Source organism: Parabacteroides goldsteinii, assembly GCF_020091425.1.
Taxonomy (GTDB): domain Bacteria; phylum Bacteroidota; class Bacteroidia; order Bacteroidales; family Tannerellaceae; genus Parabacteroides; species Parabacteroides goldsteinii.
Genome location: NZ_CP081906.1, coordinates 567859 through 588246, shown reverse-complemented (window position 1 = coordinate 588246; position 20388 = coordinate 567859). Strand labels below are relative to the sequence as shown.

Below are 20388 nucleotides of genomic sequence, written 5' to 3'. Positions count from 1 at the left end.
CTTTTATTTTACGGTGTTTCCGGGGAGTAAATCTTTAACACATCTCAGGTAATACAAACCAGATGGAGATTCTCCCTTACTTCGACCGGTCCATATCTTTGTTGCCCATACATCCGTAGCATCAGTAGAAGATGTCCAGTAAGTTGCATTATGCAATGTTTTGAGTGTGCTCGAACCGGATATGTAGATACCAAGCGACTGGCCGAATGAAGGCGTATACCATTCCAGGTTAGCGGAAGTTACCCCTACTCCGTTCAGGTCGATACATTTTTGTATCGCCGGATAGTCAGCTTTCTTATCAAACAGGTCCGTCGTATTCTTCTTTCCGTCCATAAGGCTATTGGCTGAGGGCATGGATTTACCATCAGCCAGCCATACTCCATTTCCACTACCTACATCCGATATATAGACTTCGATGCGATTTACGTATCGCCAGGTGACGGTAGTGCGCGTGGCACTAGACGAGTTGCCATACTGGTCATACCCTTGGAGCTTCCCTCCGAAGTAACCGGGGATGAACTTAATAACGCGCGAGTCGTCGTCGTTTTCGCCGGTTATGGTGATGTTGTAGGTGTATGCATAGTTGGGTGAGACGCTGTAATCGTCGGTAAAATTACTTCCCAGATGGATCTGGTAGACCACGGATTTACTGATTGTACCGCCAGTAGTCGGTTCGATTCCCATAATCTGCAGATAGATCGAATTGAAAGGAGCGTTGGTTACCCGCTTCTCCGGGGTTGTAAACGGAACCCCATGATGGAGGTTGACCGGCAAATTCGCGGTGATGGTTGCTGCGTACGATGATGAGGCAGAAAACGATATATCACCCAATGCATACTTGCCATACTCGACAGCATCTCCGGGAAAAGCCGGCGTACGCCCTATCGCATGATAAAAACTCGTCTTAGGGATACTCGCAAACTGGTAGTTCCATACAGAATAACCTTTATCTTGCATCTTATCCCCCAGCTTAAGATTAACCGTCACCTTAGCTGTCGAGCGATAGAGCATAATGTCGGCCTGTGTATTTTCTTTTACAATAATGTCGGTACTTCCGGAAAGGACAGGACGGGAGCTACCGTCGGAAAGACTGAACAATGGGAAGTCCGGTTGACTAAAGTTGATTCCCATATTGTTAAAATACTCCAGGCTGCAACTTCCATCGGTCAGCAAACTATTAAAGGTCTCCAAATCAGCATTTGCTATTACGATAATCCTGTTCTTCTCTCCCGATGATAGAGCCAGCGTAACGGTTTTTACAGAGTTGCCTGAGTAAAAATCAGCCTTAGAGAGTGTGCTTACAGGCTCCGTACCGTCAAACTGAAACACCCAGAAGTTCTTAACTTCGTCCATATCGGCTGCCCGCGTTTCCGGAGTTTTCACCAGGCTTATCTCCATGCCTTTACATACCTCTGTGGAGCTAACGGTCTGGCTACCGGCTTTAGTGTCGGCATCGAGGGGCGATTGCAGGGGTTGTACGTTCAGCGATAAATTTACGGGTACGGACTTGCCACGCTTACCGCCATTAGCGGAAAGTGTGTCGGTATAGGTTTCGTCCGTGCAGGCTCCTAGCAGGAGGAGCAGACTTATTGTGTATAGGATTTGTTTCATGTTTGTATAATGGAATTATTTTTGGGGTTTGGGCTTGTTTTTATCTCTTACGCAACGCACGTAAAAAGATTCTTGTTTAGAAAATTTCTTTGGCCAATAATCCGCTCCGCCTTCTTTTACTTTTACTATAGCATAACATTCCGTAGCGCTAGCTTCCGTAGCACTCCAATACTCTTTGCCATTCATGAGATTGGTAGGATAATTCAACATATAGCATTCGCTAATTCTGGGTAACCGCCAGTCTGTATATCCTCCTTCCCTGAGCTCAGCGCATGCTTGTTTAGCCAGAAGGGTTCCTGTTTCTTCATCTTTCCATGAGATTTGCGCTCCCCCTGCTGCTAAGCTATTGGCAGCCTCTAAAACAGCTTGAAAAGGTTCTTCATTTACAGCCCCTCTATATCTATTACCCAACATGCCGCTTTGGGTCGTAATATTTCTGTACTCCCCGTTATTATTTTCGGCCACTTCTCCCAGATAAGTATGGTATCTATAATCGTTAGGGGCTAATTTTTTAGGAGTCACTTCAGCTTCCTGTGTCCAAAGATCAACAAAACTTAGTGCCTTGGGGGTCACATTCGCCGTCCCTTCTCCCAGCATTGTTTCTTTGATGGTGGCTGTCTGCCAACCGGATAGCGAGAGGTTCATGGCCGAGTTATTGTAAACGATGTGATAGGTGTTGTGCCTGCCTTTCCGGAAACCGTAGAGAGTGGTGCTGCCAGAATTATCCTGATTCAGATGCGTTTGCGATAATGGGAAGGTGAGCACTTTTTCTTCCTCGGGAGTGTCAGCGCCAGCACTTTCGAGGGTCGTTACTTCGATCACGATATCGGAGTTCTTTATATCCGGACTCATAACAGGCGGAACAAGGAAATTGAATACAGCAGCTGAGGCGCCCGGTGCACCTTCCGTATCCAAAGCAATGGGCTGCGAACCCAGATCTATCTTCAGCGGTCCGGAAACGCTATTGACTATCTTACCTGTTTTCAGATTCAAATTTCCCTTATTTACAATCGTACCCTGCCCGGCATAGGCGTTTCCGATGTTTACGGCTTTCACTTTCACCGTGTTATTCGATGACAATTGCAACAAATTGATTGTCACCCAGCAGAAAGTGTGGGAGAATTTCAAGGGAATAGAACCCATTCCATCGGTTATGTTCTGCAGATCGGTAGGAGATGATAAATAAAGCAGGTCTGTCCAATCCTTCGGGTCCGTGCTGCTCAGGTCGAAAGGGACGGCGGTGGCGGTAGCATCCGCTGTCCACGGATAATAGCCTTTTATGATGATGTTTTCTCCGTTGTTTGCAGCCAGGGAGATGGAGGTCATACCCGTATTATCGGTATGGGTCCACGTTTGTTTGCTGCCGGACACCGTAAGTGTCGACTTCATATTATCACTCGAACCGTCAGCCAGGGCAGTTCCATCCTCGCGGGTGACGAACATACCGAATAGATGCTGCTTACCCTCGCTGAAGGCTTGTCCCGACGTAATCGTCGGCTGGGGTGGCTGCCCTGCTTTGGTGGAGGGGTTGTCGGAGATGGAGGCGGAAAAGCGCAGTTCGACTTTTGCCGTACCTTCCCCGTCTGCAGGCAACTCGCCATTGTCGCAGGCGGCGAGGTATATTCCCAGCGAGCATACGCCGATCATGGTGCATAGCCGGGTTGCTTTTTCTCTTATGGTCATATCTGTTTGCATATTTACGGTTGTTAGTTCTGTTTTCTTACTTGACGGACGCATCTTACTTTATAAGACTCCGATTTAGGCACCAGCTTTATTACCCCATCCCGGTTGACAGTATAGACCTGGTCGTCTTTTCCCTCGGAGCCGGTCCAATAAGTTTCGCCTGACTCGCCGAGCGAGGTAAAGCCTTTGGAACTGTTGATCGTTACTTTATTCATCCAGAGGAGCATCAGTTCCGAGAGCCGTGGCAGTCGCCAGTCGGACTGTCCCTGTCCGCGGTAGTCCCAGCAGACTTTTTTGGCATCGAGGATACGATCTTCTTTAGGAGCGTCCGCCCGTGTGCTTCGCCATACAACACCTTCGGATGCGTTGTCGGGGGCAATAATCAGTGTTGGGTAGGGGCCTTCCCTATCGAGCGCATCCTGCACATCCACATAGGTACCGCCGTTAGTCACTCCATTGAAGGTATTGTCACGGGCTTCCCCCATCATGCCGCTATAATTTAGAGGAATATACTTCATATTGCCATCATCCGTTTTAAAATGGTCTTTTTTCTTGAGGATAGTAAACGGTTTGCTAACTCCATTTTCAGACATATAATCTGCTACTACGGTCCCGTTTATCCCTTGGAAATTCAATCGCACGAACATATCCGGAGCGGGCGAGTCGAGGTCTTCAGTTTTCCAGTCGACAATATCGGCTGTAAAATCCAGTCCGACCGGTCTGCCTTTGTAGGCTGCCTCAGGAGTTGCGTATCCGGACTGGTTTACGTTGGTGATGGAGTAACGGTAGATATGGTTACGCAAGACATCGTGCAAGGGCACATTTGCCGCGTTGTACTTCTCGGTTGTGAAGTCGATGCGGTAGTAGTTAAGTTTACCCAGGTATGTGCCGCCGATGACGAGTGCCATGCGGTTCTCATGGTTTCTATCGTAGACGGTTCCTCCTTTGAGAGTGACTTCGGGGAGGTATATTTCGGCTTTGCAAGAGGTATTGTTTGTTATAGTGTATTCTATGTCAGCACTCTGATCCCCGACCTGCGAAGGGGCGGTGACGGAGGGGATGTCGTTTACATCGCATCCAAGATTGCTTAAAACCGGTATGAGCGTATACTTATTTTGAGGTTTGAATACGTAGATTTTTTGCAAATCGAAATTGACACCCCCTTTGTCCCATTCACCGCTTTCCTCCTTATAAGCTCCTACTCCCACGTCCACCCGGGCTACGGCACGCAGCAGGTTGGCGGAGAGTGGTGACATACCTTCCGTTATTTCCAGTGCTTTGTCGGGGCTGTTACCGGCAAAGCCGAACATCGGTATCCCGTGTTCAGCAAATGCCGGTGCAGCCAACTCCCCACTAGTCAAAGCTGCTTGTACCCCCTCGTATGTCATGCCAATATTTACCAGTGGATAAGGGTTTAGGTTAGCGACCAGGAGCAGCTTCGTATCGGCTGCTCCTGATACGCTTCGACGGAGGCTGAAGCTGAATTGTCCACCGCCACCGCCGCTTACCGGTCTCCCGGTTGCATAGTACTTCAGAAAAAAGGCTCCAGTCTCATCCGCCTGGAACGCAAGTATATAGGTCATGGATAGAGTTCTCCTGCGTGTCGGTCAACCCTGCTTTGGTGGTGGGGTTTTGCTCGCCTGCGGCGGGGCCTGCCGAGAGGGTGACTGTCATGAGTTCACCCTCTTCGACATCCGGTATTCGCTCATAGTTGCAAGCGCATAAGAAAAGGGCGGCGCACAGGGCGGCAGCCTTTCTTAGTTTCAACAGGTGTGAATGTGTCGTGTGCATATCTTGTTTGTTTTTTATCTGAATGATTCTTCTATATCTTCTATGTCTTACGGGTAAGTTACATCGACGTCGCTCGATATCCAGCCGGGCGGTTTTACCTCTGCGCTGCCGTCGGCATTGAAAGCGATCGTCAGCTTCAGCTCCTGGCCTGTCACGGGGACGAGGGGGCGCCGGGTGCTTGTTTGCGTAAGTTCTTTCAGCAGCATCCCGTTGTGATAGATGCCGACCTTTATCCCTTTGTCATCGGGCGGGGGGAAGACACGGAAAGAGGGGATGATGTATTCTTTGCGGGAGTTGAAGGAGCCTGTAACCCGGTGGATGGCAGAGCCTGCGGTGGTCCCTTCGAAGTCGATGCGGGCGGCTGTGCGGCTCACCTCGACGGTGTAATCGCCGTCTGTCGTGCCGGTGGCTCTGGACAGTCCGCTGATCGTTATATGTATCGACGCCGTGGCGGGCCGCATTTCCATCGTGAAGGGGGCTCCGCGGGCGATCGTTTTGTTGTCTGTGTCGATGGCTCCCCTGAACAGGTCGGGAGGCGTGTTGAGGTATTGCGTTTCAGCCTTTACGGACGAAAGCGGTGTGAGGGCGAGATATGCTCCGTCGAGCAGGTCGCCTGGTTGCAGCGTCGGAAGCCTGAGGCTTTTGTCGTTGCTGTTACCCCATGCTATGTAGTGTAGGGGCCGGGTGGAAGGATAGTCGAGCGAGATGGTCTCGCCGATCGTGCCGGTGGCACGGTTGATCAGTTGTTGTTGGTCGTCAAATACAAACAGTTCTATCTCGCGGATGGCGTCGCCATCGGCAAGCGAAGTGCCGTGGAAGCTGAGCTTAAACTGCCTTTTGCCGGGCAGGCCATCCCTCCAGCAACCTGCGACCGTAAGGAAGAGCACGGCCAGGAACAGCAGCAACAGGTGTTGCAACCGCCGCGGGGAGGAACCGGGATATGTGTGTTTGTTTTCGTTCATTTTATTCTTTTGTTACTGATAAATATGCATCCTGTCATCCCGGACCTGACCCGGGATCGCATGCTGCACTGATACACAATGCTTTGGATAAGATGGCGGATCGAGTCCGCCATGACAGGATGATAAGTTTTGAGAACTCTTTTCAGAGGATATTATTCAAACGGTTTTTCTGTAGGTGCCGGATCCCACTCCGCCGGAGTCACCGTAACAGTTACATTCGCTTTGATATTCGGCTCATCCGGTTTATCTTCACCACCACCGGCGTTACCACCGGAAGTTCCCGGACGGAAGTCACCGCTGAATGACAAAGCTACATCGTAGGCTTTTCCTGCTTCGATGATACCCTTATCACCGGGTGCGAAGATTACGTTGAAATTTTTTAATGCATATACATCTTCAGGTATATCATCTCCATTAGCCTCTTTTTCTTTCCATTTAATCTGTACCGCAAGGATTGTCGGATTATCATCCTTGGTAGTAGAAGTCGGTTTATTCTCGAAAACATACCAGTGGGCCAGGTTTTCCACTGGTGTATTATCAACTATAGATGTAATAGCAAGTTTCTCCTCGAAATCTTTAACAATAGGAAGATTACTTGTTCCCCAAGCCTCCTCCCATGTTCCGTTTGCAAACGCCAGATCAGCAGTAGCAGGTAAATAAGTTGGGAAATAGTGAGATTTCGTCTGTACATTCAACAAATAGGCTTTTGTGAATACAAAATCCTTACCATCACCATATTCACCCTGTGCCTGATCTGTTACAGTGATACTTCTTAACGTGATTTTAGCAGCAATGTACTTCAATTCAACAGATGCTTCTGCAGTGAAAGGATCTGTAGGTATTCCACCGGGATTCATCTGTGAAACATCTCCTATGCCTGACATAAGAAGGTTGGTTTTTTCCTGAAAAGGAACCAAAGCTGGCGGCGTTCCGTCCTCGACTACCAGGTCTTGCAGTACAGCTTCAAGTTGAGCTCTGGTACTGACGTTGAGAGCTTTTCCTGTTCCGGTACGATCTTCTCCGATATTTGCAATCACCATTACCTGAGAGGCCGTAGTTCTTGTTTCCACGGTTGCCTTTTTATGTCCTGGATTCTGACCATCATCTGTTAAATCAGGTCCTGTAACAAATGTTCTGGAAACGATCTGGTCCGCACCATTCAGGAAGAATACGGTGATATCGGTGATCGTCTTCTCTTCCGTACCATCCGCTTCCGGAACGCCTGTCGCCTTTGTCATTTCACCGTTTCCAAGGGTGATGTCTACCAGCATCTTATCCCCTTCCTGCGGGCCGCCATGGGGGTCAATAAATTCTTGTCTTGAACAACTCGCTAATGCCGCTATCGCCAGCATCGACAGAAAAACTGTTTTCATTTTCATTTTTACTTTGCTTGATATTAATAATAGTGTAACTTAAAAAATACTCGATTACTTTTGAGTGACTCGCTCACTTCCTATTGAACGGGTCGCTCTCTTTCCTTTGAGCAGGCTGCTCAATTCATTCGATCTCCGGCCTGTCGCCACCACCGGGGGTATCGGGCACCTCGCCTACGACAAAGTTGTCCGGCATCGTTGCCGTGCGGGGCTCTTTCAGCAAAGTAGAACCGTTGCTGGTAAGCTGCGTGCAGAGTGTAACGCCCCAAACAGAGCCGTCGGCAGCCGTAGCAGGCAACACAAAGCCTACCTGCGTAGGGGTATTGGGGTAGAGCTTCGATGCGGGGAAGAAGAATGTTTCGCCGGAATCGCCGTCAGTACGACGGATAGTGACACCGATTTGTTCGCCTTCGCCGCCCACTTTGATATGTTTACCTTTAATGATACAAGTTTGTCCTGCACTAATCGGTACGCCTTCGCCACGGGCTGCGGCTTCGGGATTTTGTGCATCTTGCGCACTCACCACGGTAAATAGCTGCGGACCGCTGACCGATTTCTGTATTTCGACGTCGATTTCGGCATCGGCAAGTGCCTGGCGCATTTCCTGACTCATGGAGTAAGCGATGCCTAGTTTCAGGCGTTTGCGGTCTGGGGCCGACATGAGTTCGCTTTCGAGGAAAACACCCTGGGAGGTGGGGCGGAAATAGCCCAGCAGAGTCGTGATGCTATATCCGGAAGAGAGAAACCAGATCATACGGCGCAGGATCTGATCACCCGTACGGGCTATCTCTTCCACATCTTCCTGGCGGGTGCTGAGGGCAGCTACTTCGCTGGCAAGATCGTGCATATTCAGACATTTCTGCAACTTGGGTTGCAGGTAACAATCGTTCGTAATATCCTGAGTAAGTGCCAAGTCAAGAGCTTTGAGCGTGAGCTTCGTCTTCTGAGTCGGGTCTTTTGCCATAATTGTCTGTTTTTTAGTTACTGATATATTGTACATATTTTTAGTTTACCAATTAGCCGGGACCCAAAGGATACTAAATTTATATCAGTAGCTCCCTAGTAGAAAAACAGGGATAAAACAGCCGTATTCTTTCCCCTTTTTGCTTTCAGGACGGTCTGACGTAAAACGTAACCACGTGTGCCCTAGTGCTTGCAATTCGTATGATAAAATGACCTAGTTCATTAGAAACTATGATATAAAGACTAAAAATCAAGGCTTATAAATAATCTTATGTTATTAGCCAGTGATAAGTTAGATAGAAAATGGGAAGGTAGGCTATAACTAAAAGTATTCTCTTTTGGTACCCGGTTAGTATGAAAAAAATGAACGAATAAAGTCATATTTGTTCATTTTTTCTCTCACACGATGAATTTTAATCGCAGTTTATTATGATAATCAGATAATTTATATATCTTTGCGCAATCTTGACACAGTTTCTAATGTACTACGTCATTTTTTCTCCATAAAAAAAGAAAATCAAAGCGTTTCTAATTTGTAATGTTATTGCTGCCCAAGAGTATGGTAGCAAGGAAGTTTTCGTTCCATCAACACCTTTGAACAAGACGGACGGGACGGAAAAAATTGTAGATAAGAGTCTTTAAATAATTCTTTTTAGTTTCTTTGGATTTTGTCGGCAATCCCAGACAGCAACGATCTTTATAATATTCTTTTCTATACGATATATTAATTTATAATGCTTACAGGCAACTAAAGAACGATAATTCTTCGGATTTTCTTTTAATACATCTTCTTCTTTTCCTGCTAATGGGAAAGTTAATAAAGTATCTGCCGTATCAAGAAATTCATTATATACTTTTATTGCAGCCTGTTCATTTTTCTTAGCCAAGAAATCATAGATTGTATCAAGATGCTTGACGGCACGTTTCATCCATCTTAGTTTCATTTGTTGCATAACGGATGCTTTTTGCGCAACTGTTCAGTTGTGTAATACCGATTGTGACGATCATCGTCTTCCGATAATTCGATCTCTTCTTTCAGCTCTTCCACTGTAAAGCGACAAGGTGTATCTATATTCCTCTGCCTTATTTTACGCAAATAAGCAAGTGTTTTCCTCATCAACTCTTCGTTATCCATGATAGAGGCTATTTCTGTCAATATGGATGTTCTTAACTCGATACTTGTCATAATGGTAATTATTTTTGTCAATCACAAAGATAATTATTATTTCCGTTCCCTGCATGTCAAAGAGTCTTGTTTTGGAGACAAAATATCACTACATTTGTCACCCATTATATTAAGGAAGGAAATAAATGATCGATCAACCTACCATAGACCGGATACTTGACGCTGCAAACATTGTGGATGTTGTTTCGGAATTCGTTACCCTGCGCAAACGAGGGATAAACTATGTAGGATTATGTCCTTTTCATACTGATAAAACGCCCTCGTTCTACGTCTCTCCGGCTAAAAATATATGTAAGTGCTTTGCCTGTGGCGAAGGTGGTACGGCCGTTCACTTCATTATGAAGCATGAACAGCTGAACTATTTCGATGCCTTGCGTTATCTGGCCAAGAAATATAACATCGAGATACAGGAACGGGAACTGACCGACAAGGAGAAGCAAAGGAAAAGCGACCGCGAAAGTATGCTGATCGTCAATAGCTGGGCACAGCAATACTTTACCACCCAACTATACGAACATGTAGAAGGGAAAACGGTCGGACTCCGTTACTTTGCCGAACGTGGGTTCCGTGAAGACACCATCCATAAATTCCAGTTGGGTTACAGTCTCGACAAGCGCGATGCATTATACAAGGAAGCAACCAAAAACGGTTATAAGAAAGAGTTTCTGGAAAAGACCGGTTTGGTTATTGCCTACGACAATGGAGGAGTCAATGACCGTTTTCGCGGCCGTGTGATATTTCCGGTACATACGTTAAGCGGAAAAGTCGTAGCCTTTGGCGGCCGTGTGCTCAAGAAAGACGAGAAAACAGCCAAATATGTCAACTCTCCGGAAAGTGAGATTTACCATAAGAGTAATGAGCTTTACGGTATCTATTTCGCCAAACAGGCGATTGTCAAGGAAGACCGTTGTTTCCTGGTGGAAGGTTATACCGATGTAATCTCCATGCATCAGGCAGGAATAGAGAACGTGGTTGCCTCCTCCGGTACGGCTCTTACACAGGGACAGATACGGCTTATACATCGTTTCACCAGTAATATAACCGTATTATATGACGGTGATGCCGCCGGTATCAAAGCCGCCCTGCGCGGTATCGACCTGCTGCTGGAAGACGGGATGAATGTGAAAGTGGTTCTCTTGCCGGACGGTGAAGACCCCGACTCGTTTGCCCGCAAACATAATGCCAGCCAGTTTTCCGAATTTATCAAACAGAGCGAAACGGACTTTATCCGTTTCAAAACCCGTTTATTATTGGATGATGCGGGAACCGACCCGATCAAGCGCTCGGCGCTGATTACGGATATTATCCGTACGGTTGCCATCATCCCCGATAATATTGCCCGTTCCATCTATATCCGCGAATGCAGCGCCATGATGGAGATAGACGAACAGGTCTTGCTGAACGAAGTCAATAAGATCCGGTTAAGCAAGGAAGAAAGGCAGAACATGCAGGGACAGGTAACTCCCCCGGTATCCAATACGATGAGTATGATACCGGAATATCCGGACCTGCCCGGTTACCAGCCGGTTGCCGGGGACAGTTTTCTGCCACCGGATGATACCGTGCCATTGCCGGACGATTATATGCCTCCACCACCCCCACCGGAAGAATATCCGATGGAAGAAACCGGGCCTATGGATGTTCCGCCTCCCGATTATCCGCCGGCACAACCGCCACAGACGGTTCAACCAGTACAACCGGTACAAACAGGCCAGCCGAAACGTTCGCCTTACGAGGTGTACGAACTGACGTTACTGAAATATATCGTGCGGTATGGCGAACAAATCCTTTTCGATTATGTGGATGAGGAGACAAACAAACATATTGTGATGCGTGTGGCCGAATATATCCGTTACGACCTGGAGCGTGACGACCTGACTTTCTATACCCCGATCATTAAAAGCATGCTCGACGAAGCCGCAGACAAATGCAAGACCGAGGGATTTATTGCCAGCCGTTATTTCCTGGCCCATCCGGACCCGAACGTAAGCCGACTGGCCGCCAACCTGATCAGCGAAAAGTATCAACTGAGCAAGTATCACAGCAAATACCGCGAGTTGGAACAGGAACAGGATAAACTGGACCAGTTAGTCACCCGCGAAATATATGCGATGAAAGATGCCTATATCCTCCGGCAGATAAAGGAGACACAACTGGGCATCAAGGAGGCGCACGCACAAGGAAATGAAGAAAAGGTGTTCGAGCTGATGAAACAACTCACACGCCTGAATGAAATAAAAAACGTATTGAGTAAGGAATTGGGAGAACGTATCGTATTAAAAATGTAACAACTTATAGCCTATGAACTTTTTGGAAACGGAAGATGTGGTTAAACAATATGCCAATCATCTAGCCCTGAACAAAGTCAGCATACAGGTGCCCGAAGGGAAAATATTCGGGTTACTCGGACCGAACGGTGCCGGAAAAACCACGCTGATTCGTATCATCAACCGCATCACCGCCCCCGACAGCGGCACCGTCCGTTTCAACGGACGCGAATCGAGACCGGAGGATATTTACCAGATCGGTTATCTCCCGGAAGAACGGGGATTGTATAAAAAGATGAAAGTAGGCGAACAGGCCATCTATCTCGCCCAACTTAAAGGACTGTCTTATTCCGAAGCCCGGACCCGCCTGACCCGTTGGTTTGAAAAGTTCGACATCATGCCCTGGTGGAATAAAAAGCTGGAAGAGTTATCGAAAGGGATGCAACAGAAAGTGCAGTTTATCATTACCGTTATCCACGAACCGTCACTGCTTATCTTCGACGAACCGTTCAGCGGTTTCGATCCGGTGAATGCGGAAAGACTGAAACAGGAAATCCTGGAACTGAAAGAGAAAGGACATACGATTATTTTCTCTACCCACAATATGGCTTCGGTGGAAGAGATATGCGATAACATAGCTCTGATCAACAAATCGCAAGTGGTATTATCAGGAAATGTGGCAGAAGTCAGAAACCGTTTCCGGAACAATACATTTACATTACGTATCTCATCCGATAGTGTCCTTTCAAACGTTCCGTCGGATACCTTCACGCTGCTTTGCGAAAAAGAACAAAGCGGAATACGCGAACTGCAAATCCATAAAGCCGACGGGATCAGTAATTCCACTTTACTGTCTACTCTGTCCGAACAGGTCGAAATCCTGTCGTTTGCAGAGGAACTTCCTTCCATGAATGATATATTTATTAACACCGTATCGGGCACAAACACCACACAGGCATGAATAAAATAGGACTTATTATCAAAAGAGAATATTTGCGCCGGGTAAGCAAAAAGTCGTTTATCCTGCTTACACTTCTGACTCCGTTTTTGTTTGCCGCACTGGTATTCGTACCGTTATGGTTGTCGACCATTAAAGGAGATGAAGTACGTAACGTTGCCATCATCGATACGACCGGAAAATATGCCTCGCTGTTCGAGAATAACGAGAGTTTTCATTTCATCCACAGCGATAAAACGTTAGACGAATATCGCCAGGGTGAAGATAAGGAGGTATTCGCCTTCCTGAGTATCACAGACGATTTGCTGAACAATCCTAAAGCAGCAACCCTTTACTCAGAAAAACAGGTTCCGGCCGAACTGAGCCGTTTGGTCAACCAGACACTCAGCAAGCAGTTGGAAAGCGAAAAACTCGCCTCTTTCAATATCCCTAACCTGAAAGAGATCATCCGGGAAAGCAAAATCAATTTCAACGTACAGACCATAAAATGGAGTGAAGACGGAAAAGAAAGTGCTTCATCGGCAACCGTCGCTTCGATCATCGGGATGGTGTTCACGTTCATTATCTATATGTTTATTATGATGTATGGTGCAATGGTGATGCAGGGGGTTATGGAAGAAAAGACCAACCGTATCATTGAGGTGATGATCTCGTCCGTTCGTCCGTTCGACCTGATGATGGGGAAAATTATCGGTATCGGTTTTGTTGGTCTTACACAAGTATTCCTATGGGGTATTATCACGACCATACTGGTCAGTGTAGGAGGTTTTATGTTCTCCGGTGGAGTCGATGTGGCATCCCTGCAAGCTGGGCCTCAAATGGGGATGATGGATGCAAATGCTTTAGCCTCTTCTTCCGGGAATGAAATCATGGGAATCATCAATTCAATCAATATTGCAGAAATCGGTATCTCTTTTATTATCTATTTCATTGGAGGTTATATGTTGTATGCATCCATATTCGCGGCTATCGGCTCGGCGGTAGACAGCCAGGAAGATACCCATCAGTTTATGGCTCCGGTCACGATCTTTATGATCTTTGCGCTGTATGCCGGTATTTACAGTATGGAAAATCCGGACGGACCGCTGGCATTCTGGTGTTCGATGGTTCCGTTCACTTCACCGATCGTCATGATGGTACGTATTCCTTTTGAAATTCCTTTATGGGAAAAGTTACTATCAGTCTCTTTATTATATGCCTCTGCCATCGGCATAGTCTGGCTATCCGCCAAAATATACCGGGTAGGTATCCTGATGTACGGTAAAAAACCGAGTATCAAGGAAATGGTGAAATGGATTAAATATAAATAAGATGGCAATTATAGAAAGATTTGAGCTATTTGTTTATAGTGACGGGAGTAACTAATTCCCCTCTTGAGAGGGGATAAGGGGTGTGTTAAAACTAGTTATAGGGCGAAACTATAACACACCCCCTTCCCCCTCTCAAGAGGGGAGCCAGGTACAACCGGTCAATAATCAGATAGTTCAATTCTGATAATATTTGAAACATTCATATCCGACAATATAAATATGGAAGCGACAATCTCACTTATATTAAGCCGTCATGGAGAGACGGAAGAGAATAAATTGCGTATTATGCAGGGACAGATGCCCGGGCATCTGTCTGAGTTGGGCAAACAGCAGGCGGAACAGTTGGCCGACCTGCTGGAAGAGGAAGAAATCGACGTTATTGTCAGCAGCGACCTGGCCCGGAGCTACGACACCGCTATGGCTGTTGCCCGCCGCAAAGGATTGGAGCCTGTCCGGACACCGCTGCTCAGGGAAATGGATTGGGGTATCTATACCGGAAAAGTGGCCAATGAAATGGATTTCAAGAATCTGCCGGAAAGCGTGGAAAGCGTGGAGGCTTTATATAAAAGAGCCGGAGAGTTTCTGCAATTCCTGCAAACGAACTTCTCGGGAAAACGTATCCTGGCTATCGGGCACGGAGGTTTCAACCGTGCCATTATCGTCCGTATAGAAAAAAGGCAGCAAGAGGAAATCCTGAAGCTGCCAATCATGAAAAACACAGCTTGCCTGCGCTTTTCACTCTAAATGATATTTACTTTACACCTGGGGCTGCACGACACTGAATGTACCGGATGCTTTGCTGACCAGTTTATCGTCGCAATAAATCTCACATTCACTGAAATGGACGTGCCGTCCCGGTTTGATAACCGTTCCTCTCGCGATCAGTTCCTTTCCCCAGGCAGCCCTTAAAAAGGATACTTTCAATTCGGCTGTCAATACGTCTTTATCGAGCGGCGTCATCGTATAGGCTGCAAAACCGGCTATCGTATCTGCCAAAGCCGCCAATACACCACCATGAATAACGCCGCTATATTGGCGTTGTTCATCATGCAAAGGCATACGCGCCTCAACGATCCCGTCTTCAACAGTAGTGAACTGTACCCCCAAATGATTCACATAAGGGTTTGTCTTCACCCTGTCGAGCAATCTTTCTTTTACTTCTGCATTCATTATTTTTACTCAATTAGTTGGTTTCTTTCTAGCGGATAGTAATCTTACAATCATCCAGATTGTCGATAATAGCCAGGCTTTCCACATGGATACCCGACTCACGCAAGGCTTTTCCTCCATCCTGAAAGGCTTTTTCTATAATAAAGCCCATACCGGAAATGGTTGCACCGGCCTGCTCTGCCAGATCGATCATTCCCAGGGCAGCATTACCGAAAGCCAGGAAATCGTCTATAAAAAGAATATGATCGTCTGCCGTCAGGAAGTTATTACTGATACAAACCGTATAATCACGGTCTTTCGTAAAAGAATGGACTACCGTACTCAGCATGTTCTCCATCGTCTTCGGTTGCTTCTTCTTTACAAATACGACCGGCAACTGCAAAATATATCCCACCATAATAGCCGGAGCAATACCGCTGGCTTCGATCGTTACAATCTTATTAATATGTTCGCCTTTAAAACGATTGATGAACTCTTCGGCAACCTTGTACAGAAGCATCGGGTCCATCTGATGGTTAATAAAACTATCGACTTTCAGGATACCTCCCGGATAACATCTGCCGTCTTGCAGAATACGCTGTTTAAGTAATTCCATGTGTTTTATTCTGTTTTATCTACTTGATCTTCCTTTACTCTTATCAAAACATTGGCTATGATAGCTGTTAATCCGCCAGTTGTTATACCTGAAGAAAAGATACCTTTAATCGCTTCGGGAGCCGTTTTCAGAATATCGGGCATCAACTCGACACCGAGTCCCAACGACAAACTGACTGCCAGCACCAGCGTAGCTTTCCGGTTGATTTCCTGTGCGGCAATAATACGGATACCGGCCGCTGCCACCGTACCGAACATCAATAAAGTCGCTCCCCCAAGGACCGGATCGGGCATCAAAGAGAAAATAACCCCGACAACCGGAAATAACCCCAACAGGATCAACATTCCGGCAATATAATAACCGACATATCGGCTGGCAACACCTGTCAACTGGATAATCCCGTTATTTTGTGCAAAGATAGAGTTTGGAAACGAATTAAAGACACCTGCGACGAAAGAATTCACGCCATCCGCCAACACACCGCCGGATACACGCTTCAGATACCCCTCTCCTTCAATCGATTTACCGGAAATCATGGAGTTGGCAGTAACATCGCCGGTCGCCTCGATCGCAGTAATCAGGTAGACCAGCCCAATCGCAATAAAGGAAGATATATTAAAATCCAACCCATACTTAAAGGGTACCGGAATATTAAATCCACTCAAATTTTGTGAAGCGGCAGCGCTCATATCCACCATGCCCAAAGCAAAGGAGAGTCCGTAACCGATACACAGCCCAAGAACAATCGAGCTCATCCGCAGGTATTTATTCTTACAACGGTTGAAGAACAGGACGCTCAACAACACCGTCGCCGCCACTCCCAGATTCTCCAAACTACCGAACGTACCGTTATCCATCGCTGCAAAGCCACCTCCGCAGGAGACAACCCCCACTTTAATCAAGCTCAAACCAATCAACAAGACAACGATACCGGAAACCAACGGTGTAATGATAGAACGCATATACTTAAATGTACGGCTGATAATCATCTCGACCGGAGCGGCAGCCATACAAACACCAAAGATAAGCGGCAACCCGCCAGCCAGGCCGGCAGAGATGATCGGTCCGATAAAAGAAAAACTCGTACCCTGTATACAGAGCAACCCTGCCCCTACCGGACCAATCCGCTTACATTGTATGAAGGTCGACACACCGGAAGCAAAGAGAGCCATCGACACCAAAAATCCGGTTGTTTCGAGATCCAGCTTCAATGCCCCCGCAATAATCAAAGGCGGAGTAATGATTGCGACAAAAATGGCTAATAAATGCTGCAAAGCGGCAAACAACGTCTCCTTTAAAGGCGGACGGTCATCGATGCCATAAATCAAATCTGTTTCTTTTACCGGGATAATAGTCTCTTCTAACTCCTCTGTGTTAATCTTCATCTTTACTTTATATATTGATATATTCTATTACAGTTTCAAATCCTGCAAGGTCTCGCCTTTGGCATTCAATACACGCAATGTCATTTCCTTTCCTTTCTTCTGAAGGACCATCACTGTGGCACCGTCCATCCGGTATCCTCCTCCCACCATAATAGGGAAGTTGTTACCATTGGCAGTACCTTTCGGATAATAGGCATGGCGGTGTGTATGCGCATTGATACAAATATTGAACGGTGCTTTTGCCAGCAGCCCTCCCCATAACTCCAAACACGGATTATAACGATCCACCTCCTTACCATAAATAGGTATATGATGGATTAAGACACGTTTTGCAGCCTGTTTGAATGGTTTCGAGGCCAGTTCTTCTTTCAGAAAACCGACCTGTGCTTCGCGCAAAGCCGAAAAATCATTCAAGCCATAATATACCCAGTGGTCGTCCGGTTTGTCTTCGCCACAGTCGAGCATAACGATACGGGTATCGCCCCAGTTGAATGCTCCATACGTTTTATCACCTATATAATCGAACAAGCTACGCAACCCGATTGAATAAGCATTTCTAATCTCATGGTTGCCACGCAAATAAAAAACGGGTACATCAGCAGCACCGACCGTCTCGTTCAGTTCCGAAAGGAAATGAGTCGCTTCGTCATGATCTTTCGGGTCATCGATGCAGTCACCATTAAAGATCACGAAATCATAGTCTACATCCTTCACTTGTTTGTATAGGGCTTGTAATGTCTCAGAATGTTTGTGCAGGTCGTTGAAGATAATAGTTGTAAAATCAGCATCGGAAGAAGCCGGTAAGGTGAATGAATGGAAATCGGAAACAGCCGTTTCGCCGAATACTTTCTTATAGGCCTGATAAAGCATTATTTCCTGTGAGCAAACACGATAATAATACGTCTTGCCCGGTTCCAGATCGTTCAGTCTTACTTTATTTTGCAAGTCATTGCAAATAACCTGTCCGTCCACGATCGTACGTGCTTTTTTCAACTGGTTCTTATCGGTTCCGTATTCCACCCAGCTATAAGCAGGCACTGTCGTCTGCCACATAACCGTGATACCGTTTCCTACCGGGTTCTGTAAATAAGGTTCCGTACGGAATATCTGTGCGGCAGGCTGCATAAAAGCAATCTCCGCCACAATCGGACGATGATCGGAGGCAGCCGGCTCATTCACGACATAAGCAGAAAGGCGGGTAAATGCCGTTGTGTCCTTGGCATAAGCAGCGATATAATCGATTGTTTCCGTAGGTTCGTCGGCCGGGAAAGTCGGTTGCTTGTTGTTTGTCAGGATAACGAAATCCTTTTGAACCTCCTGTATGACTTCCGAATCAGGATGGGCATTGAAATCGCCGGCTATGAATAAAGGCTTATTGGCTTTTGCCGCTTCCTTACGGATGATATCCAAGGAGGCCAGACGATCTTCCCCTGTCAGCGACAGGTGGGTGCAGCAATAAATATATTTCTCAAATTCAACGATCAGCAAAGCACGTTCTTCCTCTCTTCCCGGAAGAGCCAGATAACGGTAACTAAGCGGTTTCTCTTTACTCAGCATCCCAATGCCGTATTTACCGCCGTCATAATTTATTGCGGGAGCATAAACGGGAAACATAAGTGTCTTATCAGCCAATACACGCAAGATGTCGGTCTGGCCGCTTCTGCCCGTTACACTGTCCACTTCCTGAACAGCGACAACATTCGGACGCACCTTATTGATTACATCAGCCGTACGTTGAATATTGGAGACATTATCCAATCCTCTCCCGTTACGGATATTATAACTCATGATACGCAAGGAGTTATCCACCCTTGCCCCTTTCTCCTGTGAATAAATATTACATAACGGCAATAACATAAAAAGTATCGCCATGAACCTACTCCCGTGTCTCATCTGTTTATTATTTAGTGATTAACAGAGGACAAAAGTAAGAAAAAGGAATGATTTTCCCTTTAGAGGTAGGTCTAATTTCATTTAGAGGTAGGTGTAAATCGATTTAGACGTACCTCTAAATTCATTTACACCTACCTCTTTTCTCAAAAGGTATGGTAGAAAAAACGAGAATGTTCTAAATATCCCGAAATTATTCTCCCATTATTTCTTTCAAATCCTGTTCGAACTGTGCAATATCTTCACCGGTCGTATCCCACGAAGTAACCAGGCGGGCCTCGTTATTTTCTTCGTTCCACATATAGAAGAAATAACGGTCCTGCAATTTCTTCAGCGGTTCTGCCGGGATGGTGAAGAATATCTGATTGGTTTCAACCTTCTGGGTAAACTGTATCTGGGGATATTGTTTGAGTGCCTCAGCCAGTTTAGCTGCACTGATATTGGCTTTCATCGCATTTTCAAGCCAAAGGTTGTTTTCAAGATAAGGAATAAACTGTGCAGACAGATAACGCAACTTGGAGGCCAACTGAGCCGATTGTTTCCGGTAATACTGCAAATTCTCCGTGATCTCAGGACGGAAGGAAACGACAGCCTCCCCCATCATCATTCCGTTTTTGGTCCCCCCAAAACTCAGGATATCCACACCGGCATCTACCGTTACCTGTTTCATGGAACAATTCAGATATGCACAGGCATTTGCCAGACGGGCACCGTCCATGTGCAGATACATATTGTAAGCATGCAACAAATCGGCAATGGCTTTTACTTCTTCTACCGTATAGACCGTTCCCAGTTCAGAAACCTGGGAGATATAAACAGCTTTCGGTTGGGAATGATGGCAAACGCCGAAGTTATGCAAACGCGGTTTTATCAATTCGGGAGTAAGTTTGCCGTCGGTTGTCGGAATAGTAACAACCGCACAGCCGGTCATCCGGGCCGGAGCTCCGCATTCGTCTACATTAATATGTGCCGTCTCAGCACACAAAATACTGTTGAAAGGACGCGTCACAGCTTGTAAAGCCACCGAATTAGCACCGGTACCGTTAAAAACAAAGAACGGAGAGGCTTCTTCACCAAATATGCTTTTAATCTTTGCCACTGCGGCACTTGTCCAGGGGTCGTCGCCATATCCGATTGCGTGATCCTCATTTGCTTTTATCACAGCCTCCATTACGAATGGATGGACGCCCGAATTGTTATCGCTTGCAAAACTTCTCATTGTGTTTTAGTATTTTGCGGCAAAA

Annotated in this window: 17 protein-coding genes; 4 read left to right on the top strand and 13 right to left on the bottom strand. The window is 46.5% G+C overall.

Going from position 1 to position 20388, the window contains the following annotated elements:
- Positions 1-3: 3 nt before the first annotated feature.
- The 8 genes from K6V26_RS03295 to K6V26_RS03260 form a co-directional block, all read right to left on the bottom strand.
- A complete protein-coding gene (locus tag K6V26_RS03295; RefSeq protein WP_224264596.1) occupies positions 4-1611 on the bottom strand; it encodes a DUF4906 domain-containing protein in 1608 nt (535 codons plus the stop codon).
- Between the two features lie 15 nt (positions 1612-1626).
- Positions 1627-3294, bottom strand: a complete 1668-nt coding sequence (locus K6V26_RS03290) for a fimbrillin family protein (RefSeq protein ID WP_224264595.1) — start codon at positions 3292-3294, stop codon at positions 1627-1629.
- Between the two features lie 23 nt (positions 3295-3317).
- On the bottom strand, positions 3318-4877 hold the full coding sequence (locus tag K6V26_RS03285) for an Lcl domain-containing protein (protein ID WP_224264594.1): 1560 nt from the start codon (positions 4875-4877) through the stop codon (positions 3318-3320).
- Positions 4878-5132: 255 nt separating this feature from the next.
- A complete protein-coding gene (locus K6V26_RS03280; RefSeq protein WP_224264593.1) occupies positions 5133-6047 on the bottom strand; it encodes a FimB/Mfa2 family fimbrial subunit in 915 nt (304 codons plus the stop codon).
- 152 nt (positions 6048-6199) lie between these two features.
- Positions 6200-7420, bottom strand: coding sequence for a fimbrial protein (locus tag K6V26_RS03275; RefSeq protein ID WP_010800173.1), 1221 nt, complete (start codon positions 7418-7420; stop codon positions 6200-6202).
- Between the two features lie 124 nt (positions 7421-7544).
- Positions 7545-8384: a DUF4469 domain-containing protein gene (locus tag K6V26_RS03270; protein WP_007657644.1), complete on the bottom strand. Its 840-nt coding sequence runs from the start codon at positions 8382-8384 to the stop codon at positions 7545-7547.
- A gap of 637 nt (positions 8385-9021) precedes the next feature.
- Entirely contained in the window at positions 9022-9336 is a 315-nt protein-coding gene (locus tag K6V26_RS03265; RefSeq protein ID WP_224264592.1) for a type II toxin-antitoxin system RelE/ParE family toxin, read from the bottom strand.
- Complete coding sequence (locus K6V26_RS03260) at positions 9324-9569, bottom strand: hypothetical protein (protein ID WP_007657640.1); 246 nt, start codon at positions 9567-9569, stop codon at positions 9324-9326. Before K6V26_RS03260 ends, K6V26_RS03265 begins: the two co-directional genes overlap by 13 nt.
- A 125-nt stretch (positions 9570-9694) precedes the next feature.
- Between K6V26_RS03260 and dnaG the strand changes: the two genes are divergently transcribed.
- The 4 genes from dnaG to K6V26_RS03240 all read left to right on the top strand — a co-directional run bounded on the left by dnaG (position 9695) and on the right by K6V26_RS03240 (position 14848).
- Entirely contained in the window at positions 9695-11857 is a 2163-nt protein-coding gene (gene dnaG, locus K6V26_RS03255) for a DNA primase (RefSeq protein WP_224264591.1), read from the top strand.
- A 13-nt stretch (positions 11858-11870) separates the two neighbouring features.
- Positions 11871-12797 (top strand): ABC transporter ATP-binding protein, encoded by a 927-nt coding sequence (locus K6V26_RS03250; protein ID WP_007657637.1) that lies wholly within the window; start codon positions 11871-11873, stop codon positions 12795-12797.
- A complete protein-coding gene (locus K6V26_RS03245; RefSeq protein WP_224264590.1) occupies positions 12794-14104 on the top strand; it encodes an ABC transporter permease in 1311 nt (436 codons plus the stop codon). Before K6V26_RS03250 ends, K6V26_RS03245 begins: the two co-directional genes overlap by 4 nt.
- A gap of 219 nt (positions 14105-14323) precedes the next feature.
- A complete protein-coding gene (locus tag K6V26_RS03240; RefSeq protein ID WP_224264589.1) occupies positions 14324-14848 on the top strand; it encodes a histidine phosphatase family protein in 525 nt (174 codons plus the stop codon).
- A gap of 12 nt (positions 14849-14860) precedes the next feature.
- On the opposite strand, the gene K6V26_RS03235 is transcribed toward K6V26_RS03240, so the two are convergent.
- From K6V26_RS03235 to K6V26_RS03215, 5 genes are all read right to left on the bottom strand, one after another.
- Positions 14861-15274 carry a PaaI family thioesterase gene (locus K6V26_RS03235; RefSeq protein ID WP_007657632.1) on the bottom strand — a complete coding sequence of 138 codons (414 nt, stop codon included), beginning with the start codon at positions 15272-15274 and terminating at the stop codon, positions 14861-14863.
- 28 nt (positions 15275-15302) lie between these two features.
- Complete coding sequence (gene xpt, locus K6V26_RS03230; RefSeq protein WP_007657631.1) at positions 15303-15869, bottom strand: xanthine phosphoribosyltransferase; 567 nt, start codon at positions 15867-15869, stop codon at positions 15303-15305.
- 5 nt (positions 15870-15874) lie between these two features.
- Positions 15875-17254 (bottom strand): nucleobase:cation symporter-2 family protein, encoded by a 1380-nt coding sequence (locus K6V26_RS03225; RefSeq protein WP_007657629.1) that lies wholly within the window; start codon positions 17252-17254, stop codon positions 15875-15877.
- Between the two features lie 27 nt (positions 17255-17281).
- Complete coding sequence (locus K6V26_RS03220; protein WP_224265803.1) at positions 17282-19111, bottom strand: endonuclease/exonuclease/phosphatase family protein; 1830 nt, start codon at positions 19109-19111, stop codon at positions 17282-17284.
- A 226-nt stretch (positions 19112-19337) separates the two neighbouring features.
- Positions 19338-20363 (bottom strand): threonine aldolase family protein, encoded by a 1026-nt coding sequence (locus K6V26_RS03215; RefSeq protein ID WP_010800178.1) that lies wholly within the window; start codon positions 20361-20363, stop codon positions 19338-19340.
- Between the last annotated feature and the right edge of the window lie 25 nt (positions 20364-20388).

Bases quoted from the DNA above. Each gene is read 5' to 3' on its own strand.
- K6V26_RS03295 (WP_224264596.1), bottom strand. From the start codon at position 1,611: ATGAAACAAATCCTATACACAATAAGTCTGCTCCTCCTGCTAGGAGCC.
- K6V26_RS03290 (WP_224264595.1), bottom strand. From the start codon at position 3,294: ATGACCATAAGAGAAAAAGCAACCCGGCTATGCACCATGATCGGCGTA.
- K6V26_RS03285 (WP_224264594.1), bottom strand. From the start codon at position 4,877: ATGACCTATATACTTGCGTTCCAGGCGGATGAGACTGGAGCCTTTTTT.
- K6V26_RS03280 (WP_224264593.1), bottom strand. From the start codon at position 6,047: ATGAACGAAAACAAACACACATATCCCGGTTCCTCCCCGCGGCGGTTG.
- K6V26_RS03275 (WP_010800173.1), bottom strand. From the start codon at position 7,420: ATGAAAACAGTTTTTCTGTCGATGCTGGCGATAGCGGCATTAGCGAGT.
- K6V26_RS03270 (WP_007657644.1), bottom strand. From the start codon at position 8,384: ATGGCAAAAGACCCGACTCAGAAGACGAAGCTCACGCTCAAAGCTCTT.
- K6V26_RS03265 (WP_224264592.1), bottom strand. From the start codon at position 9,336: ATGCAACAAATGAAACTAAGATGGATGAAACGTGCCGTCAAGCATCTT.
- K6V26_RS03260 (WP_007657640.1), bottom strand. From the start codon at position 9,569: ATGACAAGTATCGAGTTAAGAACATCCATATTGACAGAAATAGCCTCT.
- dnaG (WP_224264591.1), top strand. From the start codon at position 9,695: ATGATCGATCAACCTACCATAGACCGGATACTTGACGCTGCAAACATT.
- K6V26_RS03250 (WP_007657637.1), top strand. From the start codon at position 11,871: ATGAACTTTTTGGAAACGGAAGATGTGGTTAAACAATATGCCAATCAT.
- K6V26_RS03245 (WP_224264590.1), top strand. From the start codon at position 12,794: ATGAATAAAATAGGACTTATTATCAAAAGAGAATATTTGCGCCGGGTA.
- K6V26_RS03240 (WP_224264589.1), top strand. From the start codon at position 14,324: ATGGAAGCGACAATCTCACTTATATTAAGCCGTCATGGAGAGACGGAA.
- K6V26_RS03235 (WP_007657632.1), bottom strand. From the start codon at position 15,274: ATGAATGCAGAAGTAAAAGAAAGATTGCTCGACAGGGTGAAGACAAAC.
- xpt (WP_007657631.1), bottom strand. From the start codon at position 15,869: ATGGAATTACTTAAACAGCGTATTCTGCAAGACGGCAGATGTTATCCG.
- K6V26_RS03225 (WP_007657629.1), bottom strand. From the start codon at position 17,254: ATGAAGATTAACACAGAGGAGTTAGAAGAGACTATTATCCCGGTAAAA.
- K6V26_RS03220 (WP_224265803.1), bottom strand. From the start codon at position 19,111: ATGTTATTGCCGTTATGTAATATTTATTCACAGGAGAAAGGGGCAAGG.
- K6V26_RS03215 (WP_010800178.1), bottom strand. From the start codon at position 20,363: ATGAGAAGTTTTGCAAGCGATAACAATTCGGGCGTCCATCCATTCGTA.